This window comes from uncultured Planktomarina sp., assembly GCA_943788425.1.
In the GTDB taxonomy this organism is placed as follows: domain Bacteria; phylum Pseudomonadota; class Alphaproteobacteria; order Rhodobacterales; family Rhodobacteraceae; genus Planktomarina.
In genome coordinates, this window is sequence record CALSQF010000001.1 from 117,327 (window position 1) to 137,189 (window position 19,863).

Here is a 19,863-nt window from a genome sequence, read left to right on the forward strand (position 1 = left end):
ACCCTTAAAAACCGATGGATTGTAAATAAGCACGGTTGAGCCGCGCATCGTCGATGGGCGAGGTGTCACCGGCGGGATCGCAGTCTTGCTCTACTGTGCACCACCCATCAAAAGCGGCGTCGAGCAAGAGTTGGCGCACCGCTGGAAAATCCACATCGCCATCGCCAAGATTGCAGAAAATGCCCTGACCACAAGCGTCGTAGAAACCAGTGCGATTGGCGATGACACCGGCTTTAACTTGTGGATTAATGTCTTTGAAATGCATATAATTGATGCGTGAAATATGTTTTTTCATAAAGGCCACTGGATCAAACCCCGCATAGGAATGGTGGCCTGTATCAAAGCAAATGCCGAGGATTTTTTCGTCAACCTCATTGAGTAACCGCTCAATCTCGGGTTCAAAATCCATGAATCCCGCCGCATGGGCGTGGATGCCGACGGTGAGACCGTAGTCTTCGGTGCCCATTTTGGCGATATGTGCTATCCGCTCGCGATATGCGGTCCATTCGGCCTTATCCATTTGTTCTGCCTCATCGGCGCGGCCGGCTGTGGGGGCACGGCGCGGCGAGATGCTGTCGATGATAACCAGCCGCGTTGCACCATGGGCCGCAAGAGCTTTGCAGGTACGGACCGAGCCGTCCAATACATCCTCCCAAGCCTCGGGATCGTGAAACGCACGGAAAATCACGCCGCCGATCAACTCTTGGTTATATTCTGCCAAAGCTTCGGCCAAAATGGCCGGATCTTCGGGCATAAAGCCGACAGGGCCCAGTTCAATGCCCGTAAACCCCGCTTCGGCGTTCTCTTTGAGCACATGGCGCCAATCGGGATTGCGTGGGTCATCGGCGAATTCCACACCCCAAGAGCAGGGCGCATTACCTATTTTGATCATTAGATTGCCTCTTAACTTAATAATCCGCCACATTCACCCAGGCTTGTTTGGCGCTGGACGATAGGGCGGCGGTGACGATGCGATTGACTTCCATACCCTCTTCGAAGGTTGGCCATATCGAGCGGTTTTCGGCAATTGCCGTTAGAAAATCCTTAGCCTCAATGATGATTTGGTCCTGATAGCCTGTGCCATGGCCAGGCCCTTGGCAGAAGGGCAGATAGTCCGGATGGGCCGGACCTGTTAGGATTTTGCGAAAGCCGCGCTCTTCTTCCGGCCCTTCGGTGGTATAAAGCCAAAAGGCGTTTTGGTCTTCCTGATCAAAGCGAATATGGCCCTTCGTACCGTGAATTTCATAGGCGTAACCCATTTTTCGCCCGGTTGCGACGCGGCTGAAATATAAATGCCCCTGAGCGCCGCTGGTAAATTGGCACATCATTTGTGCGTGATCATCATTTGTGACGGGCGCGCCAGCGCGGGTTTTATGGATTGTTTCCACCGATGCGCTCAAGCGCTCTATCGGCCCCATCAAGGCACGGGCCGCGTTGATCATATGCGGCGCCAAATCGCCCATTGTCCCATTGGCAATCCCTTGGGCGCGCCAACCGCCTATTTCTGGATCTGCAAAGAAATCTTCGGTCATCTCACCGCGAAACCAGGTGATTTGACCAATGCGACCTTCAGCCACAAATTTACGAATTTGCTGACTGGCTGGGGTCCTGATATAATTGAAACCAACCATATTGGCCACGCCGGCCGCTGCGGCCGCCGCCACCATGGCGCGGCTTTGCTCCAATGACACACCCAGCGGCTTTTCACATAAAACCGGTTTTCTCAAAGCAAAGGCGGCAATGGCAATATCGTGATGGGTCGCCTGCGGGGAGGCGATTACAACTGCGTCAACGGCGGGATCGGCGACCAACTCTTGCCAATCATGAGTTGCCTTTTCAAAGCCATAGGCCTTGCGATAGCGCTCTGCGCTTTCGGGGCTGCTGGCACAGATTGAGATGAGTTCAGGGCGTAGGGCTGTATCAAAGACACTGGCGACCGATGCAAACGCAACCGAATGGGCTTTGCCCATATATCCGCCACCGATAACTCCAATGCCAATTTTACCCATGTCCCAACCTTTCAAATGGTTTTGCAACCGGTTGCAAAACACTGTTATCGCGGCGCCCTAGGCATCGTCAATAGGGCATATTTCGGCAAAGCATGCACGGTGTTGCGGGCCCGCCCTAAATGGCAGACCGAAGGGGCGATCTTACCGAGAGTTTTCTGTCAAGCGGCGTTTGACATAGGTTTGCACGGTTTCGATCATGGGATCCATGTGGGGATCCTCAAAGAAATGCCCCGCGCCCTCGACTTGTTCATGGGTGATAGTGATCCCTTTTTGCTCGTGCAGCTTACTAACCAATGAGACAGTATCAGCCGGCGGGGCCACGCGATCGGCCAGACCATTGATCATCAGGCCAGATGAGGGGCAGGGGGCCAGGAAGCTGAAGTCATACATATTGGCCGGTGGGCTGACGCTGACGAAACCGGTGATCTCTGGGCGGCGCATCAACAACTGCATCCCGATCCAAGCGCCGAAGCTGAAACCTGCGACCCAGCAATGTTTTGAATTCGTGTTCATCGACTGCAAATAATCCAATGCAGAGGCCGCATCGCTTAACTCGCCGACGCCAAGATCATATTCGCCTTGTGATCGACCGACCCCACGAAAATTGAACCGCAAAACCGTAAAGCCCATGTTGTAGAAGGCATAATGTAAATTATAGACAACTTTGTTATTCATCGTGCCGCCAAATTGTGGATGCGGATGCAACACAATGGCAATTGGGGCGTCTTTTGATTTTTGCGGGTGGTAACGGCCTTCGAGGCGGCCTTCTGGGCCTGGAAATATCACTTCGGGCATATCGTTCCTTTGGTGTGCTTTGGCTCTACTCTGGCTTGACCTGCTGTAAGTCTAAGATTAGAACCATTCTAAATCTTGTGCGGCGCGGCGCTGTATGACGTGGGTTACGCAACCGAGAAGCTGAGGTCAATTAATTTGAGCAAAATGGGCGAGAGAAGCCTCATGAAAGTGTGATTTGATATGAAACTTTCGACAAAAGGGCGGTATGGGATGGTGGCTTTAGCGGATTTGGCCTTTCTGGAGGCCGGTGAGCTAGCATCTTTGGCGGATATATCGCGCCGCCAAAATATTTCGCTGCCCTATCTTGAGCAGCTCTTTGTCAAACTGCGCCGGCAAAATTTGGTTGTCTCCGTCCGCGGCCCCAATGGGGGGTATCGTCTGGCACGCTTAGCCCATGACATTCGGGTGGTTGAAATTCTGGAAGCCGTGGATGAAACAGTGGATGCGCTGCAAACGGGGGCTGGTGCCTCCGGCGGTGTGTCGGGCAGCCGCGCGCAGAGTGTGACCAATCGCCTCTGGGAGGGTTTAAGCGCGCAGGTTTATGTCTATCTACATCAAACCCGCTTGTCCGATGTGGTGGCCAACACGCTGTCGCCATGTCCGGCTGTGCCAAATCTTTTTGAAGTGGTCGATGAGTGATGCGCCGTGTCTATCTAGATCACAACGCGACAAGCCCGCTGCGCCCTGAAGCAAGAGCGGCTATGCTCGCTGCGATGGATGCCCTAGGCAACCCATCATCGGTTCACTCCGAGGGGCGCGCGGCCAAAGCCATTGTGGAAAAAGCGCGCGGACAAATTTCTGAGGCCTTTGGTGTCGGTGCCCACGACATTGTGTTCACCGGTAGCGCAACGGAGGCCGCGGCCTTGGCGCTGAAGGATCGTGGCTTTCACGCGGGCGAAATAGAGCATGATGCCATCGCCGCCTGGGTGCAGCCAGATTTACCCCTAAAGGCAGGGCAGGTCTGTACTCCGGAGCCGGCACAGACCGCGCTGCAACTGGCCAATTCAGAAACGGGCATTGTGCAATCCCTACCGCAGGGATTGGGGTTTTGCGATATGACCCAGGGGTTCGGGAAACTCCCCTTAGCGTTTTCGTGGAGTGGTGTGGATATGGCCTGTGCTTCGGCCCATAAGCTGGGCGGGCCGAAAGGTGTTGGATGCTTATTATTGAAGCCTGGCGTTGAGGTGTCTGCGCAGGTACGCGGCGGCGGTCAGGAAATGGGTCGGCGCGCAGGCACGGAAAATATCATCGGCATTGCCGGTTTTGGTGCCGCCGCCGAGGCCAGTGCTCGCGATTTAAGTGACGGAAAATGGGCGGTTATCGAGAAACTTAGAAATATTCTAGAAAAGACACTGGAAGCCAGCGGAAAACCCCTTATTTTGATTGGAGATGACTCGAAGCGCTTGCCCAACACCGCCTGCTTTGCAGCCCCCGGATGGAAAGGCGAGACCCAGGTCATGCAAATGGACCTCGCGGGATTTGCAGTGTCGGCCGGTTCTGCTTGCTCGTCAGGCAAAGTCAAAGCCAGCCGCGTCCTGCGGGCGATGGGATATGATGAAGACGTAGCCAGTTCAGCGATCCGCGTATCGCTTGGGCTAGAGACCACTGAAGAGGATGTTCAGCAGTTTGCCAGGGTTTGGTTAGCTGCATATGAGCGGTTTTTGGCACGCAAAGCGGCCAGATAGGGAATATGATGGCGATGGATGATATTCAGGTCAAAGACGGTGTAGATGCCGAAACAGTTGAGGCGGTCAAGGCTCTCTCTGGCACCTATAAATATGGGTGGAATACCGAAATTGAGATGGATTACGCGCCCAAGGGTCTGTCCGAGGATATTGTGCGCTTGATCTCGTCCAAAAACGATGAACCAGAATGGATGTTGGGTTGGCGCCTCGCGGCCTACCGCCGTTGGCTAGAGCTGAAAGAGCCAGATTGGGCCATGGTCGATTATCCTACAATCGACTTTCAAGACCAATATTACTACGCCCGGCCCAAAAGCATGGAAAAAAAGCCAAAGTCCTTAGATGAGGTCGATCCTAAGCTCTTGGAAACCTATAAAAAACTGGGAATCCCGCTCAAGGAGCAGGCGCTTTTGGCAGGTGTTGAGGCGCCCGAGGGTGAGCGCCGCGTCGCTGTTGATGCGGTGTTTGACAGCGTATCAGTCGGCACAACCTTTCAAACCGAGCTGCGCAAAGCTGGGGTGATCTTCTGTTCGATCTCTGAAGCTATTCGTGAGCACCCGGAGCTGGTGCGTAAATATCTCGGCTCTGTCGTACCCGTCTCGGACAATTACTATGCCACGCTCAACTCAGCTGTCTTTTCCGATGGTTCCTTCGTGTATATCCCGCCGGGAGTACGCTGCCCAATGGAATTGTCGACCTATTTCCGAATCAATGCGGAAAACACAGGGCAATTTGAACGCACTTTGATTATTGCAGATAAAGAGTCCTATGTCAGCTACCTCGAAGGCTGCACGGCACCGCAGCGCGATGTGGCACAATTGCACGCAGCCGTTGTAGAGTTGGTTTTGCTCGATGATGCAGAAATCAAATATTCCACCGTGCAAAATTGGTTTCCCGGTGATGAAAACGGCAAGGGCGGGATTTACAACTTCGTGACCAAACGCGCCGACTGCCGTGGGGATCGCTCTAAGGTTATGTGGACCCAAGTGGAAACCGGCTCTGCGGTGACATGGAAATATCCTTCTTGCGTTTTGCGCGGCGATGACAGCCAGGGGGAGTTTTATTCCATCGCCATTGCCAACAATATGCAACAAGCTGATACGGGCACCAAAATGGTGCATTTGGGCAAGAATACCAAGTCTCGGATTGTCTCCAAAGGCATCAGCGCGGGCAAGGCACAAAATACCTACCGTGGATTAGTGTCCATGCATCCAAAGGCTAAAAGTAGCCGCAATTACACCCAATGTGACAGCCTTTTGATCGGTAATAAATGCGGCGCGCACACCGTGCCCTATATCGAGGTGAAAAATAATTCCTCTCGGGTTGAGCATGAGGCCACCACCTCAAAAGTCGATGATGACCAGCTCTTTTATTGCCGCTCACGCGGTATGGATGAGGAGGAGGCTGTAGCGCTTGTGGTCAATGGGTTTTGCAAAGAGGTGCTGCAAGCCCTGCCTATGGAATTTGCAATGGAAGCGCAGGCGCTGGTGGCGATTTCGCTTGAAGGCTCAGTCGGATAATAACATCGGCGCGTTCTGCGTCCAAACTCATAAGGGTCACAAGGGCTCACGGGAATATAAAATGCTAAATATCAAAAATCTACACGTTAAACTTGAGGAAGAAGACAAGCAAATCTTGAAGGGCGTAAACCTATCTTTGGAGCCTGGAAAAGTTCATGCGATTATGGGTCCAAATGGCTCAGGCAAATCGACCCTGTCCTATGTGCTGTCTGGTAAAGGCGGTTATGAAGTCACCGAAGGGGCTGCACAGCTGGAGGGTGTAGATATATTGGATATGGAAGCAGAAGAACGTGCGGCGGCCGGTCTGTTTCTGGCCTTTCAATATCCGGTTGAAATCCCTGGCGTCGGAAATATGACTTTTTTGCGCACCGCAGTGAACGCCCAGCGTAAATTGCGCAGCGAAGAGGAAATGAGCGCAGGCGAGTTCTTGAAAGTGGTTCGCGCCAAAGCGAAGGATTTGAAAATTGACGCAGAGATGCTCAAACGTTCTGTGAATGTTGGCTTTTCCGGCGGTGAAAAAAAGCGCAATGAGATTTTGCAAATGGCGATGCTTGAGCCGAAAATGTGCATCTTGGATGAAACAGACAGCGGCCTTGACGTGGATGCAATGAAACTTGTCTCCCAAGGTGTGAATGCTTTGCGGGACGAAAATCGGACCTTCCTCGTAATCACCCACTACCAAAGACTTTTGGACCATATCAAACCGGATGTGGTTCACATTATGGCCAATGGGCGCATCATCAAGACCGGCGGACCAGAGCTGGCGTTGGAAGTCGAACAAAATGGCTATGCGGACCTTCTGGAGGAGATCGCCTAATGGCTGCACCTTCACAGCAAAAGGTAAACACCCGCGCTCTGTGCGATGCGCCGCTCATTGAAAGCTCAGGCGTTTGGTCCAAAGAGGCACGCATGATGGCCTCTGCTCGGGCCCAGGCGTCAGGTTTACCGCAACGCCGGGATGAATATTGGAAATACACCCGTCCTGATGCCTTTGTTCATGCCGATGTGACGCTCCAAGCATCTCAACGCAGCAGCTTAGGTCTGTTCGACCAACGCGCCACAATTTCGGTTGCATTTGAAGACGGACAGATTCAGGCGGCGGCGCTTCCCAGCGCGGCTCATTGCACGCTAGAGAGCTTGTCATCTGCCTCTGGTTTAGACCTCCATTGGGCTCGGGATATTTACGGGCACTTGGAAGCGGCAGGACAGAAACCGGTTCAACGGAGCTTGGCGGCTGTGAACACCGCTGTTGCGCGGGAAGGGTTACTCGTAAATGTGACGGGCGCCGTCGCGGCCCCCATTCATATCCAAGCCACCTCCTCTGGCCAAAGCGACTCCACTATCCATCATGTGATCAAAGTGGCCCCTGGGGCAGAGGTCACCGTGATTGAAACGGGGCAATATGGGGCGCGGTCCAATATTGTTTTGGAGGTTGACGTCGCCGATGGAGGCCGTTTCCAGCACATCCGGGTGCAAGACGGCAATGAGCGTCACATGCTAACGCATATTTTTGGCAAGATCGGCGCAGAGGCGGTCTTTAAGACTTTCACGCTCACTGCGGGTGGTCAATTGACCCGTAACGAATGCGTTTTGCAGCTCCTGGGCGACGACGCTTCTGTGTCCGTGGCCGGAGCCTGTTTGGGTGATGGTGATTTTCACCACGATGATACCGTGTTCATCACCCATGATGCCGTGAATTGCGAAAGCCGCCAGGTGTTTAAGAAGGTCTTACGCAATGGCGCGGTCGGTGTGTTCCAGGGCAAAATATTGGTGAAAGCCGGGGCGCAAAAAACCGATGGCTATCAGATCAGCCAATCTTTGTTGTTGGATGATGACAGCCAGTTTTTGGCAAAACCTGAGCTTGAAATCTATGCCGATGACGTGGCCTGTTCGCATGGCTCCACCTCCGGGGCGATTGATGTGCAAGCGTTGTTCTACCTGCGCTCGCGAGGGGTGCCCGAGGCCAAGGCCATAGATCTTTTGACCTTGTCTTTTGTGGCTGAAGCAATTGAAGAGATTGAAGATTCGGATTTGGCGCAGGACATTCTCGATCATTTGACCAACACAATGTCGGCTCAGTAGCGCGCATGGCTATGACACGGGATATTGTGGAAGCGCATTTGCGCCCACGGCGTGTTATGGCCCGGCTCTTGGCCATGGGCCTGCGCGAAGATCGGGCTTTAGCGATGCTGATGGGCTCTTGCCTTTTGTTGTTCATGTCGCAATGGCCCTACCGGGCTCGGCAGGCCCATGAGACGGGCGGCACACTGACCGACACCATCCAGCACGATGCGGTGGGTTTGATCTTTGTCCTGCCGCTTTTGGCCTATGGCTTGGCTGCGCTATTGCGCCTGGTGACCCGCGCCATAGGCGCGGCAGCAGATTTCTATTCTGCGCGATTGGCGCTATTTTGGGCACTTTTGGCCAGTACCCCGGCGGTCGTTTTGGCCGGAATGACCAAAGGGTTCATCGGGCCAGGACCGGCCCATACCGCCGTGGGCGCGATATGGCTGGTAATTTTTCTTTGGATCTTAATCAACTCTCTTATTGAGGCAGAACAATGAACCCGTTTCTTGCACTTTTGCGGTTAAGTCTAACCAATCCAACAGCCGCAGGGCAGATGTTGGTCAACCTACGCCTTAACCTCAGCACGGCTTTTACCGCCTTTGCACTTGTTATCATCGCAGCTGTGCTAATAATGTTCATCCTATCCGAGTTCCAGGGTATGACAGTCCTGCCGGGCTTTGTTCCACTTACACCATGGGGTTTGACAGCGCTTATGGGGGGCGGCACCCTTGGCCTCGTCTGCTGTATTTGGCTGATATCTCGGGCCTTTAGCCAAAATGGGCGGTTCGCCGATGGGTTACTGGTATTTGCTTGGATCCAAGTGCTGCAAATTTTGCTGCACATCGCTCAGTCAGTGCTGATGGTGATTTCTATAACCATGGCCGGGCTTATTGGCCTATTCGCCACGTTTTTGATGTTTTGGATCTTATTCGGCTTGATGAGTGCTTGGCTTGAGTTGGGTTCCATGCTCAAGGCAGCCCTCTGCTTTGTTCTTGGTTTGGTTGCGCTGTCTTTGGGTGGTGCATTTCTTTTGGTATTGCTCGGATTTTCTTCGGGGCAGGTGGCGCTATGAGTTTTGATGTATCCCGTATTCGTGCAGATTTTCCGATCCTGTCTCGGCAGGTGAACAATAAGCCTTTGGTCTATCTCGACAATGGCGCCTCGGCGCAAAAACCACAGGTGGTGATCGACGCTATCACCCAGGCTTATAGCTCTGAATATGCAAATGTTCACAGGGGTTTGCACTACCTATCTAACCTTGCAACTGACAAATATGAAGCCGTTCGCGGCAAGCTCGCGCGATTTTTAAACGCGGCCTCAGAGGAGCATATCATCCTCAACTCGGGCACCACCGAAGGCATCAATCTGGTGGCCTATGGCTGGGCAATGCCGCGCTTTGAGGCGGGCGATGAAATCGTACTGTCGATTATGGAGCATCACGCCAATATTATCCCGTGGCATTTTTTGCGCGAGAGACTGGGCGTGAAGCTGACTTGGGTGGATGTGGATATGAACGGTGATCTGGATCCCGAGGCTGTCATTGCCGCCATTGGGCCCAAGACAAAACTGGTGGCTATTACCCAGATGTCGAATGTGTTGGGCACGGTGGTCGATGTGAAATCCATCACCCAAGAGGCTCAAGCACGCGGCGTTGCGGTTTTGGTGGATGGATCGCAAGCGGCGGTCCATATGGCGGTCGACGTGCAGGATATCGGGTGTGACTTCTATGCTATCACAGGGCATAAACTGTACGGTCCAAGCGGTTCTGGTGCAATTTACATCAAACCTGAACGCATGGCTGAAATGCGTCCCTTCATGGGTGGTGGCGATATGATCCGCGATGTTGGCCGTGAAGAGGTCACTTATAACACGCCTCCCATGATGTTTGAGGCCGGAACGCCAGGCATTGTTCAGCAAATCGGCCTTGGTGTGGCTGTGGACTATATGATGGAAATCGGCATGGAAGAAATTTCCGCCCATGAAGCCTCTATCGGCGCCTATGCCCGGCAAAGGCTCGACGGGCTCAATTGGTTAAACGTTCAAGGACAATCTGTCGGCAAGGGCGCTATTTTTTCCTTCACCCTCGACGGCGCGGCCCATGCCCATGACATCTCAACGGTCTTGGATAAAAAGGGCATTGCCGTGCGGGCAGGGCAACATTGCGCGCAACCCCTCATGGATCACCTATCGGTCAATGCCACCTGCCGAGCCAGCTTCGCGATGTATAACACAAAGGCGGAGGTGGATGCTTTGGTTGAGGGTTTAGAGTTTTGCCACGAGCTTTTTGGATAACGCCAAAAGCCTTCAATCCTTAAAATACCCTACATCTGCGCAAATTTGGAGCGGGTAACGGGAATTGAACCCGTAACTCAAGCTTGGGAAGCTCGCGTGATACCTTTTCACCATACCCGCGCTACGCCGATGCCTAGTGACTTCATGACAAGGGGTCAAGCTGCGATCGGCGTCGGGCTTATCGCCTCCTGCGCCGGCGCCCAGCCGAGGCGCTATCTCCACCGCCAGTGTTGAAATTTACATTCGGCAAAGGCACAGCAGATTTGAGCGTTGTGAATGGGTCATCTGAATTGGGAATTGCCGAGGCATTGACAAAATGCTCCTGAAACCGTGGTTCAATCGCGGTTTCAATTTTTTCAATCTGCCGTACGGTCTGTTCGATGGCAGCCCGCTGTGCTGTGTCAATCAATGCAATGCGTGCGCCTGATCCCGCGGCATTTCCTGCAGAGGTTACCCGGTCAAAGGGCACATCGGGGATCATTCCCAAAACCAGCGCGTGTTTGGGCGAAATATGAGCCCCAAAGGCGCCGGCCAGCACAACACGATCCACTTTATCTACGCCGAACTTATCCATCAGGAGCCTTGCGCCGGAATATAGGGCGGCTTTGGCCATTTGTATGGCGCGGATATCGGGATTTGTGACCGTGATTTTCGGCCCCCCTTCAGCGGTGCCCTCATACATCACATAGCTATGGGTGCGCCCGTCTAACACGCAGCGCGCTGTGCCGGTTTGCTCTGCCGAGCCAATAAGCCCGGATGGGTCCAAAATTCCAGCGATACGCATTTCTGCAATAGCTTCAATGATGCCCGAGCCACAAATGCCAGTGATGCCGCTGCTTTTAATGACCTCCCAAAAACCGTCCTCATCAGACCAAAGCTCACAGCCGATCACCCGGAAACGCGGCTCTTTAGATATCGGATCAATTTCAACCTTTTCGATGGCTCCCGGTGCGGCACGCTGGCCGGAGCTGATTTGCGCCCCCTCGAAGGCCGGGCCTGTGGGAGAAGAGCAGGCGAGCACCTTTTCCCGGTTGCCCAGCAAAATTTCCGCATTTGTCCCAACATCCACGACCAGTACCAAATCTTTTGAGAGGTTTGGGGCTTCGGACAAAGCAACCGCGGCTGCATCTGCGCCCACATGGCCCGCAATGCAAGGTAAAATATAGGCGCGGGCGCTGGGATGGATGTTGATGTCCAACTGATGAGCAAATAGGCGCAGGGCGTTTGAGGTGGCCAAAGCAAAGGGCGCTTGCCCCAGCTCAAAGGGGTCAATCCCTAAGAAAAGATGGTGCATGACGGGATTGCAAACGAAGACCGCATCCATGATCAAGCTCTTATCTATCTCCGCCTCTGCCGAGATTTGGGTAAACAACGCGTCCATCCCGTCACGCACCGCCCGGGTCATTTCCTGATCCCCGCCCGAGTTCATCATCGCATAGCTGACCCGGCTCATCAGGTCTTCGCCAAATCGAATTTGCGGGTTCATCAATCCAGAGGAGGCGACAACCTCACCGGTGCGCAGATCACACAGATGGGCGGCGATTGTGGTCGATCCAAGATCAACGGCCATGCCATAGACCGTGCCCTCATAAAGTCCCGGCCACAAATGAATGATCTGAGGATCGTCGCCCGCATCGGCATGGTGGACGGCGCAGGTCACCTTCCAACCGCCTTTGCGCAAAATTGGCTGCATCTTTGGCAATATGCTGAAATCTGCCTGTACATTTTCAAGCTGCCATTGGCTTTCCAAGGCGGCCACCAAACGCTCCAAATCCCCTGACGGGTTGTGCATATCGGGTTCTTCCACCTCGACATAATAAATCCGGGTTGAAGGATTAAGTGTAATGTCGAGCACTTCTGCGCGTTTGCGTACCACTTGCTTGTGCACCTGGCTTTCGGGCGGCACATCAATAACGATATCGCCCTGAACTGTCGCTTGGCAGCCAAGCCGGCGACCGTCAATCAAGCCGCGTTTGTCTTTGTAGCGTTGCTCAACCGCGTTCCAGTTAGACAGCGCGCCTGCGGCGACTGTGACCCCGTGTTTGGAAAATTCACCATAGCCTGGCGTGATCTGGCATTTGGAGCAAATGCCGCGACCGCCGCAGACCGAGTCGAGATCCACGCCCAATTGCCGCGCTGCAGTAAGGATAGGTGTGCCGGTTTCGAAACGTCCACGTTTGCCTGAGGGGGTGAACAGCACCAGATGCTCTTGTGTCATGGGAAACCTTTAAAGAAGAACTTGTGCTCAACTTACTGCGCTTCGGCGAAGGGTAAAGAGCTGGAACGGCCGAAAATGGTCATTCCGCGGCACATCAGGTAAAATCAAATCAAGAGAACCTCAAATCGGGAAACAAAACGCCCAGGGCTTGTGCCATGATAGCGCGAATGGGTATAAATTGAGCCACCCCCCTTTCGGTTTGTGTTTACCCATGCGATAGGAAAGCGCCAAGTGATACCTGCTCTAGGAGGACTCCCATGGAGATTCGCGAGGCTTTAACTTTTGACGATGTTTTATTGGTTCCGGCGCAAAGTTCGATCTTGCCCTCGACGGCGGATACCCGCACACAGGTTACCAAGTCCATTAGCTTGAACATTCCGCTCCTATCATCAGCCATGGATACGGTCACAGAAGCGCGCATGGCGATTGCTATGGCGCAATCGGGCGGTATGGGGGTCATCCACCGAAATCTAGACCTTGACGAGCAGGCACGGCAAGTCCGGCGGGTGAAGCGATTTGAAAGCGGCATTGTCTATAACCCTGTAACCCTGACACCTGAGCAAACCCTCGCTGATGCGAAAGCCTTGCAAGACCGTTACCGGGTGACTGGGTTTCCTGTGGTGCAGGATGACCGTGTGGTCGGCATAGTGACCAACCGCGATATGCGCTTTGCCACGGATCCCAAAACATCTGTCTTCGAGATGATGTCGACTGAAAACCTTGCGATCCTGCAAGAACCCGCAGACGCGCTTGAAGCCAAGCAATTGATGGCAGCGCGCCGGATTGAAAAGCTGCTGGTGACGGATAGGGCCGGTAAATTGACCGGCCTGTTGACGTTGAAAGATCTTGAGCAAGCCGTGCTGAACCCAAGCGCTTGTAAGGATGACCTTGGACGCCTGCGCGTAGCCGCGGCCAGCACCGTTGGAGATGCAGGTTTTGAGCGGACGATGGCGCTGATTGAGGCTGGCGCAGATATGGTTGTGATCGACACTGCACATGGGCACTCCGAAGGGGTGGCTTTGGCGGTGGCGCGGGCGAAGGAAGTGGCTGGCACAACGCAAATTATAGCGGGTAACGTGGCCACTGCGGCAGCGACCACCACTTTGATTGAAGCGGGGGCGGATGCGATTAAAGTTGGTATAGGTCCTGGCTCCATCTGCACCACGCGGATGGTTGCGGGCGTTGGTGTGCCGCAATTGACCGCTATTATGGACTGCGCAGGCGCGGCGCTTCCGCACGACATACCAGTGATCGCTGATGGAGGCATTAAATTTTCGGGCGATTTTGCCAAAGCCATTGCGGCCGGCGCGTCCTGTGCCATGGTCGGCTCCATGATTGCCGGAACCGATGAAAGCCCTGGAGAGGTCATCTTGTATCAAGGCCGTAGCTTCAAATCCTATCGCGGAATGGGGTCTTTGGGCGCTATGGCGCGGGGCTCTGCGGATCGGTATTTCCAAAAAGATGCTGCCAGCGATAAGCTGGTGCCTGAAGGGATTGAAGGTCAAGTGCCCTATAAGGGCTCCGCAGGAACCGTGTTGCACCAATTGGTGGGTGGTCTGCGCGCAGCCATGGGCTATACAGGCTGCGCGAATGTGGATCAGATGCGCAATAACTGTCAGTTTGTGAAAATTACCGGCGCAGGATTGAAGGAAAGTCATGTCCATGACGTTCAAATCACCCGCGAAAGCCCGAACTATCGGGTGGGCTGATGACACCCGGCGCCCGTGTAGCGGCACATATTGATATTTTAGAGGCTATTCTGTCTGGCGTTCCGGCGGAAAAGGCTCTGACAAATTGGGCACGGGGCAATCGGTTTGCAGGATCAAAAGATCGGGCTGCCGTGCGAGATTTGGCATTCCAGGCGCTGCGGTGCCGCCGGTCCGCTGGAGCCTGGCCGGAGCCACAATCGGCGCGTGCCTGGGCCATTGGGGCGCTGCGCGCCAATGGATCGGATCCAAATGAGTTTTTTACCGGAATAGCGCATGCGCCCGCCGCACTTCAGGCCGAAGATGTTGCGTCACTTCCCACAGATCGCGATCGTTTGGACCTACAAGATTGGGTGATCGATCGATTAACCAAGGAATATGGTGCAGCGAAAACCGCTGAGATTGGCGCGGTCCTGCGGCATCGCGCGCCGATCACCCTGCGTGTAAATGTACAAAAGACGACCCGCGCCCAGCTCCAAGCGGAATTGGCCAAGGCGGAGATTGAAACCAGTCCCAATCCGGCCTCCGACACGGCGCTGACGATCTTGAGCAATCCCCGCCGCGCCGTACTTCAGTCTTGTTTTCAGCAGGGTTGGTTTGAACTGCAAGACGCGGCATCTCAGGCTGTGGCAGATGCAATTGTGCTCAATGGGCGGATATTGGATTATTGCGCGGGAGGTGGTGGCAAGTCCTTGGCACTTGCCGCGCGCAGTGGGTTGAAAATATTTGCTCATGATATTTCCGCCGCGCGCATGTCGGAAATTGCGCCGCGCGCGTCACGTGGCGGCCATGACATTGAGGTCATCTCACCGCAAGATTTGGCACCAGCGGCAAAATTTGACACGGTGGTATGCGATTTACCCTGTTCTGGCAGCGGCGCCTGGCGCCGATCTCCGGAAAGTAAATGGAGCCTGACACCAAAAGATCTTGAGTGCTATATACGCCTCCAACGTGACATCATTGCCAAAGCGATCACGCATTTGGCACCAAATGGATATCTCGCGTTAATCACTTGCTCTATCTTTGCGGCTGAAAACCATGAGCAGCGGCAATTTGTCAGCGATAATTTCCCTGATTTGACCTTTTGCAGCACAACACAATATTTGCCCAGTGCGACGCAAGATGGGCTCTATTTGGTTGCCTTTAAGAAAGATATTTAAGCGGGATTGTCTTACATTGTATACTGCACAAATTGATCGAAGCTCATATGGCATGTCGACGTCGGCAATCCCGCCATCGAATTGCGGGCCCAATACCGACACCAGCTGCGCAGCCACCTTATAGGTTAGCGGATAAGCGCGAAGGTTTCAGTATCTTGCACTGTGGTGAGCTGCAATAGAGGGCGCACAAAGCGATTATACCGATAGAGCGGTAAGTGCTTTAATTTTGGAGGATTTCCGAATCTACCATTGGCCTCGGATCCCAAAGCCACTTCCGAAGCAATTGATCCGGTTTTAGGCACGGTTCGGAGCACAAGGTTATAGCGCAAAAATATCAGCAATAATCTATTAAAATCAGAAGTTTTTGATCAATATTTAAAAGTTTTGCTCAGAATGAAAGCCTGATTTGTAGAAAAATCTTGATTTGTTCTTGTTTTGGTCCGATAAAAAGAACAAGAAGAGAACATTACATCATTGTCCCCCCGTCTTGGGTGTGGAATAAGGAGCGTGAAACAATGGCAACGGCAGATTTACTCACAATGGCACCAAAAACAGGCGACCGTCAAAAGGCGCTAGACAGCGCTTTGGCACAAATCGAACGTCAGTTCGGCAAAGGTTCAATCATGACACTCGGCGAGGGCGCGGTTATCGCCGGGATTGAGGCAACCTCTACAGGCTCAATCGGCCTTGATATTGCTCTTGGTATTGGCGGTTTGCCCAAAGGGCGGATCATTGAAATCTACGGCCCAGAGTCCTCAGGCAAAACAACTTTGACCCTGCATTGCGTGGCGGAGGAACAGAAAAAGGGCGGCGTCTGTGCATTTGTAGACGCTGAACATGCGCTTGATCCTCTATATGCTCGAAAACTTGGCGTAAATTTGGAAGAGCTGCTAATCTCACAACCCGACACGGGCGAGCAGGCTTTGGAAATCACTGATACTTTGGTGCGGTCGGGCGCAGTTTCCATGGTAGTGGTTGATTCTGTTGCAGCTCTGACACCGAAGTCGGAGTTGGAAGGTGATATGGGTGATGCACAGGTTGGTGCACAAGCCCGGTTAATGAGCCAAGCTATGCGTAAACTGACCGGTAGTATTAGTAAATCCAACTGTATGGTCATTTTCATCAACCAAATTCGGATGAAGATTGGCGTTATGTTTGGAAGCCCGGAAACCACAACCGGCGGCAATGCGTTGAAATTTTACTCGTCCGTGCGATTGGATATTCGTCGGATCGGTGCTTTGAAGGACCGTGACGAGGTTGTCGGCAATGCAACCCGGGTCAAAGTAGTGAAAAACAAAGTCGCCCCGCCCTTTAAACAGGTAGAATTTGACATCATGTATGGGGAGGGCATCTCCAAAATGGGCGAGCTGATTGATCTGGGCGTCAAAGGTGGCTTTGTTGAGAAATCTGGCAGTTGGTATAGCTATGGTGATGAACGCATTGGCCAAGGCCGTGAAAATGCCAAGGTCTTTTTAAGTGAAAACAAAGATATGGCCTATGATATTGAAGCAAAAATTCGCGAAGCTCATGGGTTGAAGTTTGAACGACCCAATGATGTGGACGCGCCGCGTTCCAACGATGAAGACAATGTGATCGATCTCTAGGAACCTGACTGCCCTGGGCGCTAAAAAAATATCAAACAAAACACCCCGGTGCATGATACGCTGGGGTGTTTTGCTTTGCCGTGGACACTTGTGGAAAGGAAAGGTAAGTCTTCTGGCAACCCCAATTTACAAGGTTTTTGCGAAGAAATGCCCACGCTCAATGATATCCGCTCCACGTTTTTGAACTATTTTGACCGCCAGGGTCACCGCGTTTTGCCATCTAGCCCTCTGGTCCCGCGCAATGATCCAACATTGATGTTTGCCAACTCTGGCATGGTGCAGTTCAAAAATCTCTTCACAGGCGTTGAAACGCGCGATTACACGCGGGCCACCACCGCACAAAAATGCGTACGCGCCGGCGGCAAACATAATGATCTGGACAACGTGGGCTATACCGCGCGCCATCACACCTTTTTTGAGATGATGGGCAATTTCAGCTTTGGGGATTATTTCAAAGAAGACGCCATTCTCTTTGCTTGGGAGGTCATCACAAAAGAGCTCTGCATCCCTAAGGAAAAACTGGTCGTCACCGTCTATCATGATGATGATGAGGCGGTCGCGCTTTGGAAAAAAATTGGTGGCTTTTCGGATGATAAAATTATCCGCATCGCCACGGACGATAATTTTTGGATGATGGGGCCGACGGGTCCTTGCGGCCCAAGTTCAGAGATCTTCTATGATCATGGGGATCACATCTGGGGCGGGCCTCCCGGCAGTCCAGAAGAAGATGGCGATCGATTTGTCGAAATCTGGAACCTCGTATTTATGCAATACGAGCAATTTGAGGATGGCACGCGAAAAGCCTTGGCCGCACAATCCATCGACACTGGAATGGGCATCGAGCGCGTTGCGGCATTGTTGCAAGGAACGAATGACAATTACGCGACCGATCTGGTGCGCAATCTGATCGAAGCCTCAGCGCAGGCCACCTCTTCAGATCCCGACGGTCCGCATAAGACCCATCATCGGGTCATTGCCGACCACCTGCGCTCGACATCCTTCCTGATTGCCGACGGGGTTTTACCGTCAAAAGATGGCCGTGGTTATGTGCTGCGGCGGATCATGCGCCGCGCGATGCGTCATGGACATTTGATCGGTGCTGCCGGTCCTCTGATGCATCGTCTGGTGCCGACTTTGGTTCAGCAAATGGGCGCTGCCTATCCTGAATTGGTGCAGGCGCAATCGATGATCGAAGAAACGCTTTTGCAGGAAGAAACTCGGTTTCGTACCACACTGGATCGCGGGTTGCGACTTTTGGAAGATGAGGTCACCGGTCTGCCCCAGGGGGGTGCTCTGCCCGGTGCAACAGCCTTTAAACTTTACGATACATTTGGCTTCCCGCTCGATCTGACACAAGACGCGCTACGCGAAAAGGGTCTCTCGGTCGATACTGATGGGTTTGACAGTGCGATGGCCGCTCAAAAAGCCAAAGCGCGTGCCGCTTGGGCTGGCTCGGGCGAAATGGCCGATGATACGATTTGGTTTGATGTTCTGGACAACCATGGTGCAACTGATTTCCTTGGCTATGACACGGAACAAGCCGAAGGTCAGATCGTGGCCTTGGTGCAGGATGGCGCGCAAGTGGACCGGGTTGACGCAGGGGCTGCCGTGCAAATCGTGCTCAACCAAACACCGTTCTATGCGGAAAGCGGCGGTCAGATTGGTGACCGCGGCGAGATTTTTACAGAGAGCGGGTCTTTAGAGGTCACGGATTGCCGCAAGACTGCGGACCTGTTCATTCACGTGGCCAAAGTCACCAAAGGCTTTGTCAAATTGGGGCAGGCGGCACAACTCGCAGTCGCGTCGGAACGCCGCGCACGTATTCGCGCAAATCACTCGGCCACCCATCTTCTGCATGAAGCTCTGCGCCGCACACTCGGTGAGCACGTTGCACAACGTGGGTCACTCAATGCCGACGATCGGCTGCGGTTTGATTTCAGCCATGGGCAAGCGTTGACAGCCACGCAGGTCCAGCAGGTGCAAAGTGAAGTGAATGCTTTTATCCGACAAAATAGCACGGTTGAAACCCGCATTATGACCCCGGACGATGCGCGTGCCCTGGGTGCGCAAGCTCTCTTTGGTGAAAAATATGGTGAGGAAGTACGCGTAGTCTCGATGGGCCATTTGCCCGGCTCTGGAAAAGGAGCAGTCCAAGACACCTACAGCCTGGAGCTTTGCGGGGGCACCCATGTGCGCCAAACTGGCGATATCGGCGGGTTTGTCTTGCTAAGCGATGGGGCCTCCTCGTCCGGTGTGCGGCGTATTGAGGCGCTGACAGCGGCAGGGGCAGAAAGTTTCGTTCAACACCAAATGGCGGCAATGACCGCCGCTGCGAATGTTTTGAAGGTCCAACCCACAGAGGTTGCAGATCGCGCACAACAGCTGCTCGAGGAACGCAAAGCATTGCAGAACGAAGTGGCCAGCTTGCGCCGCGATCTCGCTCTGTCTGGTGGCGCAGAAGCCAAGGCAGTCGAGCCAATTTCCATCGGTGGCAAAGCCTTCCTTGCACAGGTTTTGCAAGGGGTGACAGGCCGTGATTTGCCGGCTTTGGTGGATGCACATAAAGCAAAGATGGGCTCTGGTGTGGTTTTGCTGATCGCCGATGCGGATGGTAAGGCAGCGGTCGCCGCGGGCGTTACGGGCGATTTGACCGAACAGATTTCAGCGGTGGATATCGTTAAAACTGTTGTCGCGACCCTTGGCGGTAAAGGCGGCGGCGGCCGGGCTGACATGGCTCAGGGCGGCGCAAAATCGACAGAATATTCTGACACCGCCATTTTAGCCGTCAAGGCACTTTTAGAGGAGTAAAG

16 protein-coding genes and 1 tRNA gene are annotated in these 19,863 nt (G+C 53.6%); 12 read left to right on the top strand and 5 right to left on the bottom strand.

Features of this window, described 5'->3' with window-relative positions:
• Nucleotides 1-4: 4 nt before the first annotated feature.
• The 3 genes from ABLW18_RS00620 to ABLW18_RS00630 all read right to left on the bottom strand — a co-directional run bounded on the left by ABLW18_RS00620 (nucleotide 5) and on the right by ABLW18_RS00630 (nucleotide 2,804).
• Complete coding sequence (locus ABLW18_RS00620; RefSeq protein WP_347822968.1) at nucleotides 5-892, bottom strand: TIM barrel protein; 888 nt, start codon at nucleotides 890-892, stop codon at nucleotides 5-7.
• A gap of 16 nt (nucleotides 893-908) precedes the next feature.
• Nucleotides 909-2,009: a Gfo/Idh/MocA family oxidoreductase gene (locus ABLW18_RS00625; RefSeq protein WP_347822969.1), complete on the bottom strand. Its 1,101-nt coding sequence runs from the start codon at nucleotides 2,007-2,009 to the stop codon at nucleotides 909-911.
• Between the two features lie 141 nt (nucleotides 2,010-2,150).
• Nucleotides 2,151-2,804: an alpha/beta hydrolase gene (locus tag ABLW18_RS00630; RefSeq protein WP_347822970.1), complete on the bottom strand. Its 654-nt coding sequence runs from the start codon at nucleotides 2,802-2,804 to the stop codon at nucleotides 2,151-2,153.
• A gap of 180 nt (nucleotides 2,805-2,984) precedes the next feature.
• On the opposite strand from ABLW18_RS00630, the gene ABLW18_RS00635 reads away from it, so the two are divergent.
• The 8 genes from ABLW18_RS00635 (at nucleotide 2,985) to ABLW18_RS00670 (ending at nucleotide 10,365) form a co-directional block, all read left to right on the top strand.
• Complete coding sequence (locus ABLW18_RS00635; protein ID WP_347822971.1) at nucleotides 2,985-3,443, top strand: Rrf2 family transcriptional regulator; 459 nt, start codon at nucleotides 2,985-2,987, stop codon at nucleotides 3,441-3,443.
• Complete coding sequence (locus tag ABLW18_RS00640; RefSeq protein ID WP_347822972.1) at nucleotides 3,443-4,489, top strand: cysteine desulfurase family protein; 1,047 nt, start codon at nucleotides 3,443-3,445, stop codon at nucleotides 4,487-4,489. The genes ABLW18_RS00635 and ABLW18_RS00640 overlap by 1 nt, the downstream gene beginning before the upstream one ends.
• Nucleotides 4,490-4,494: 5 nt before the next feature.
• Nucleotides 4,495-6,006, top strand: a complete 1,512-nt coding sequence (gene sufB / locus ABLW18_RS00645) for a Fe-S cluster assembly protein SufB (RefSeq protein ID WP_347822973.1) — start codon at nucleotides 4,495-4,497, stop codon at nucleotides 6,004-6,006.
• A 61-nt stretch (nucleotides 6,007-6,067) separates the two neighbouring features.
• Nucleotides 6,068-6,823, top strand: coding sequence for a Fe-S cluster assembly ATPase SufC (sufC, locus tag ABLW18_RS00650; protein WP_347822974.1), 756 nt, complete (start codon nucleotides 6,068-6,070; stop codon nucleotides 6,821-6,823).
• Nucleotides 6,823-8,088, top strand: a complete 1,266-nt coding sequence (locus tag ABLW18_RS00655; protein ID WP_347822975.1) for a SufD family Fe-S cluster assembly protein — start codon at nucleotides 6,823-6,825, stop codon at nucleotides 8,086-8,088. The genes sufC and ABLW18_RS00655 overlap by 1 nt, the downstream gene beginning before the upstream one ends.
• A gap of 11 nt (nucleotides 8,089-8,099) precedes the next feature.
• The gene (locus ABLW18_RS00660) at nucleotides 8,100-8,570 is read left to right on the top strand and encodes a YIP1 family protein (protein WP_347822976.1); all 471 of its coding nucleotides are present in this window, start codon (nucleotides 8,100-8,102) and stop codon (nucleotides 8,568-8,570) included.
• The gene (locus tag ABLW18_RS00665) at nucleotides 8,567-9,145 is read left to right on the top strand and encodes a hypothetical protein (protein WP_347822977.1); all 579 of its coding nucleotides are present in this window, start codon (nucleotides 8,567-8,569) and stop codon (nucleotides 9,143-9,145) included. The genes ABLW18_RS00660 and ABLW18_RS00665 overlap by 4 nt, the downstream gene beginning before the upstream one ends.
• Entirely contained in the window at nucleotides 9,142-10,365 is a 1,224-nt protein-coding gene (locus ABLW18_RS00670) for a cysteine desulfurase (protein WP_347822978.1), read from the top strand. Before ABLW18_RS00665 ends, ABLW18_RS00670 begins: the two co-directional genes overlap by 4 nt.
• A gap of 46 nt (nucleotides 10,366-10,411) precedes the next feature.
• On the opposite strand, the gene ABLW18_RS00675 is transcribed toward ABLW18_RS00670, so the two are convergent.
• Nucleotides 10,412-10,485: transfer RNA gene (locus tag ABLW18_RS00675), tRNA-Gly, on the bottom strand.
• Between the two features lie 58 nt (nucleotides 10,486-10,543).
• The gene (locus ABLW18_RS00680; RefSeq protein WP_347822979.1) at nucleotides 10,544-12,583 is read right to left on the bottom strand and encodes an ASKHA domain-containing protein; all 2,040 of its coding nucleotides are present in this window, start codon (nucleotides 12,581-12,583) and stop codon (nucleotides 10,544-10,546) included.
• Nucleotides 12,584-12,840: 257 nt separating this feature from the next.
• On the opposite strand from ABLW18_RS00680, the gene guaB reads away from it, so the two are divergent.
• From guaB to alaS, 4 genes are all read left to right on the top strand, one after another.
• Entirely contained in the window at nucleotides 12,841-14,292 is a 1,452-nt protein-coding gene (gene guaB / locus ABLW18_RS00685) for an IMP dehydrogenase (protein WP_347822980.1), read from the top strand.
• Complete coding sequence (locus ABLW18_RS00690) at nucleotides 14,292-15,449, top strand: RsmB/NOP family class I SAM-dependent RNA methyltransferase (protein ID WP_347822981.1); 1,158 nt, start codon at nucleotides 14,292-14,294, stop codon at nucleotides 15,447-15,449. Before guaB ends, ABLW18_RS00690 begins: the two co-directional genes overlap by 1 nt.
• A 515-nt stretch (nucleotides 15,450-15,964) precedes the next feature.
• A complete protein-coding gene (gene recA, locus ABLW18_RS00695; RefSeq protein WP_347822982.1) occupies nucleotides 15,965-17,053 on the top strand; it encodes a recombinase RecA in 1,089 nt (362 codons plus the stop codon).
• A gap of 147 nt (nucleotides 17,054-17,200) precedes the next feature.
• A complete protein-coding gene (alaS, locus tag ABLW18_RS00700; protein ID WP_347822983.1) occupies nucleotides 17,201-19,861 on the top strand; it encodes an alanine--tRNA ligase in 2,661 nt (886 codons plus the stop codon).
• Nucleotides 19,862-19,863 lie beyond the last annotated feature (2 nt).

Excerpts from the sequence above, each read along its gene's own strand:
- sufC (WP_347822974.1), top strand. The coding sequence starts at position 6,068 with ATGCTAAATATCAAAAATCTACACGTTAAACTTGAGGAAGAAGACAAG.
- ABLW18_RS00680 (WP_347822979.1), bottom strand. The coding sequence starts at position 12,583 with ATGACACAAGAGCATCTGGTGCTGTTCACCCCCTCAGGCAAACGTGGA.
- ABLW18_RS00625 (WP_347822969.1), bottom strand. The coding sequence starts at position 2,009 with ATGGGTAAAATTGGCATTGGAGTTATCGGTGGCGGATATATGGGCAAA.
- ABLW18_RS00670 (WP_347822978.1), top strand. The coding sequence starts at position 9,142 with ATGAGTTTTGATGTATCCCGTATTCGTGCAGATTTTCCGATCCTGTCT.
- ABLW18_RS00655 (WP_347822975.1), top strand. The coding sequence starts at position 6,823 with ATGGCTGCACCTTCACAGCAAAAGGTAAACACCCGCGCTCTGTGCGAT.
- guaB (WP_347822980.1), top strand. The coding sequence starts at position 12,841 with ATGGAGATTCGCGAGGCTTTAACTTTTGACGATGTTTTATTGGTTCCG.
- ABLW18_RS00635 (WP_347822971.1), top strand. The coding sequence starts at position 2,985 with ATGAAACTTTCGACAAAAGGGCGGTATGGGATGGTGGCTTTAGCGGAT.
- ABLW18_RS00660 (WP_347822976.1), top strand. The coding sequence starts at position 8,100 with ATGACACGGGATATTGTGGAAGCGCATTTGCGCCCACGGCGTGTTATG.
- ABLW18_RS00630 (WP_347822970.1), bottom strand. The coding sequence starts at position 2,804 with ATGCCCGAAGTGATATTTCCAGGCCCAGAAGGCCGCCTCGAAGGCCGT.
- alaS (WP_347822983.1), top strand. The coding sequence starts at position 17,201 with ATGCCCACGCTCAATGATATCCGCTCCACGTTTTTGAACTATTTTGAC.
- ABLW18_RS00665 (WP_347822977.1), top strand. The coding sequence starts at position 8,567 with ATGAACCCGTTTCTTGCACTTTTGCGGTTAAGTCTAACCAATCCAACA.
- ABLW18_RS00690 (WP_347822981.1), top strand. The coding sequence starts at position 14,292 with ATGACACCCGGCGCCCGTGTAGCGGCACATATTGATATTTTAGAGGCT.
- ABLW18_RS00640 (WP_347822972.1), top strand. The coding sequence starts at position 3,443 with ATGCGCCGTGTCTATCTAGATCACAACGCGACAAGCCCGCTGCGCCCT.
- ABLW18_RS00620 (WP_347822968.1), bottom strand. The coding sequence starts at position 892 with ATGATCAAAATAGGTAATGCGCCCTGCTCTTGGGGTGTGGAATTCGCC.
- sufB (WP_347822973.1), top strand. The coding sequence starts at position 4,495 with ATGATGGCGATGGATGATATTCAGGTCAAAGACGGTGTAGATGCCGAA.
- recA (WP_347822982.1), top strand. The coding sequence starts at position 15,965 with ATGGCAACGGCAGATTTACTCACAATGGCACCAAAAACAGGCGACCGT.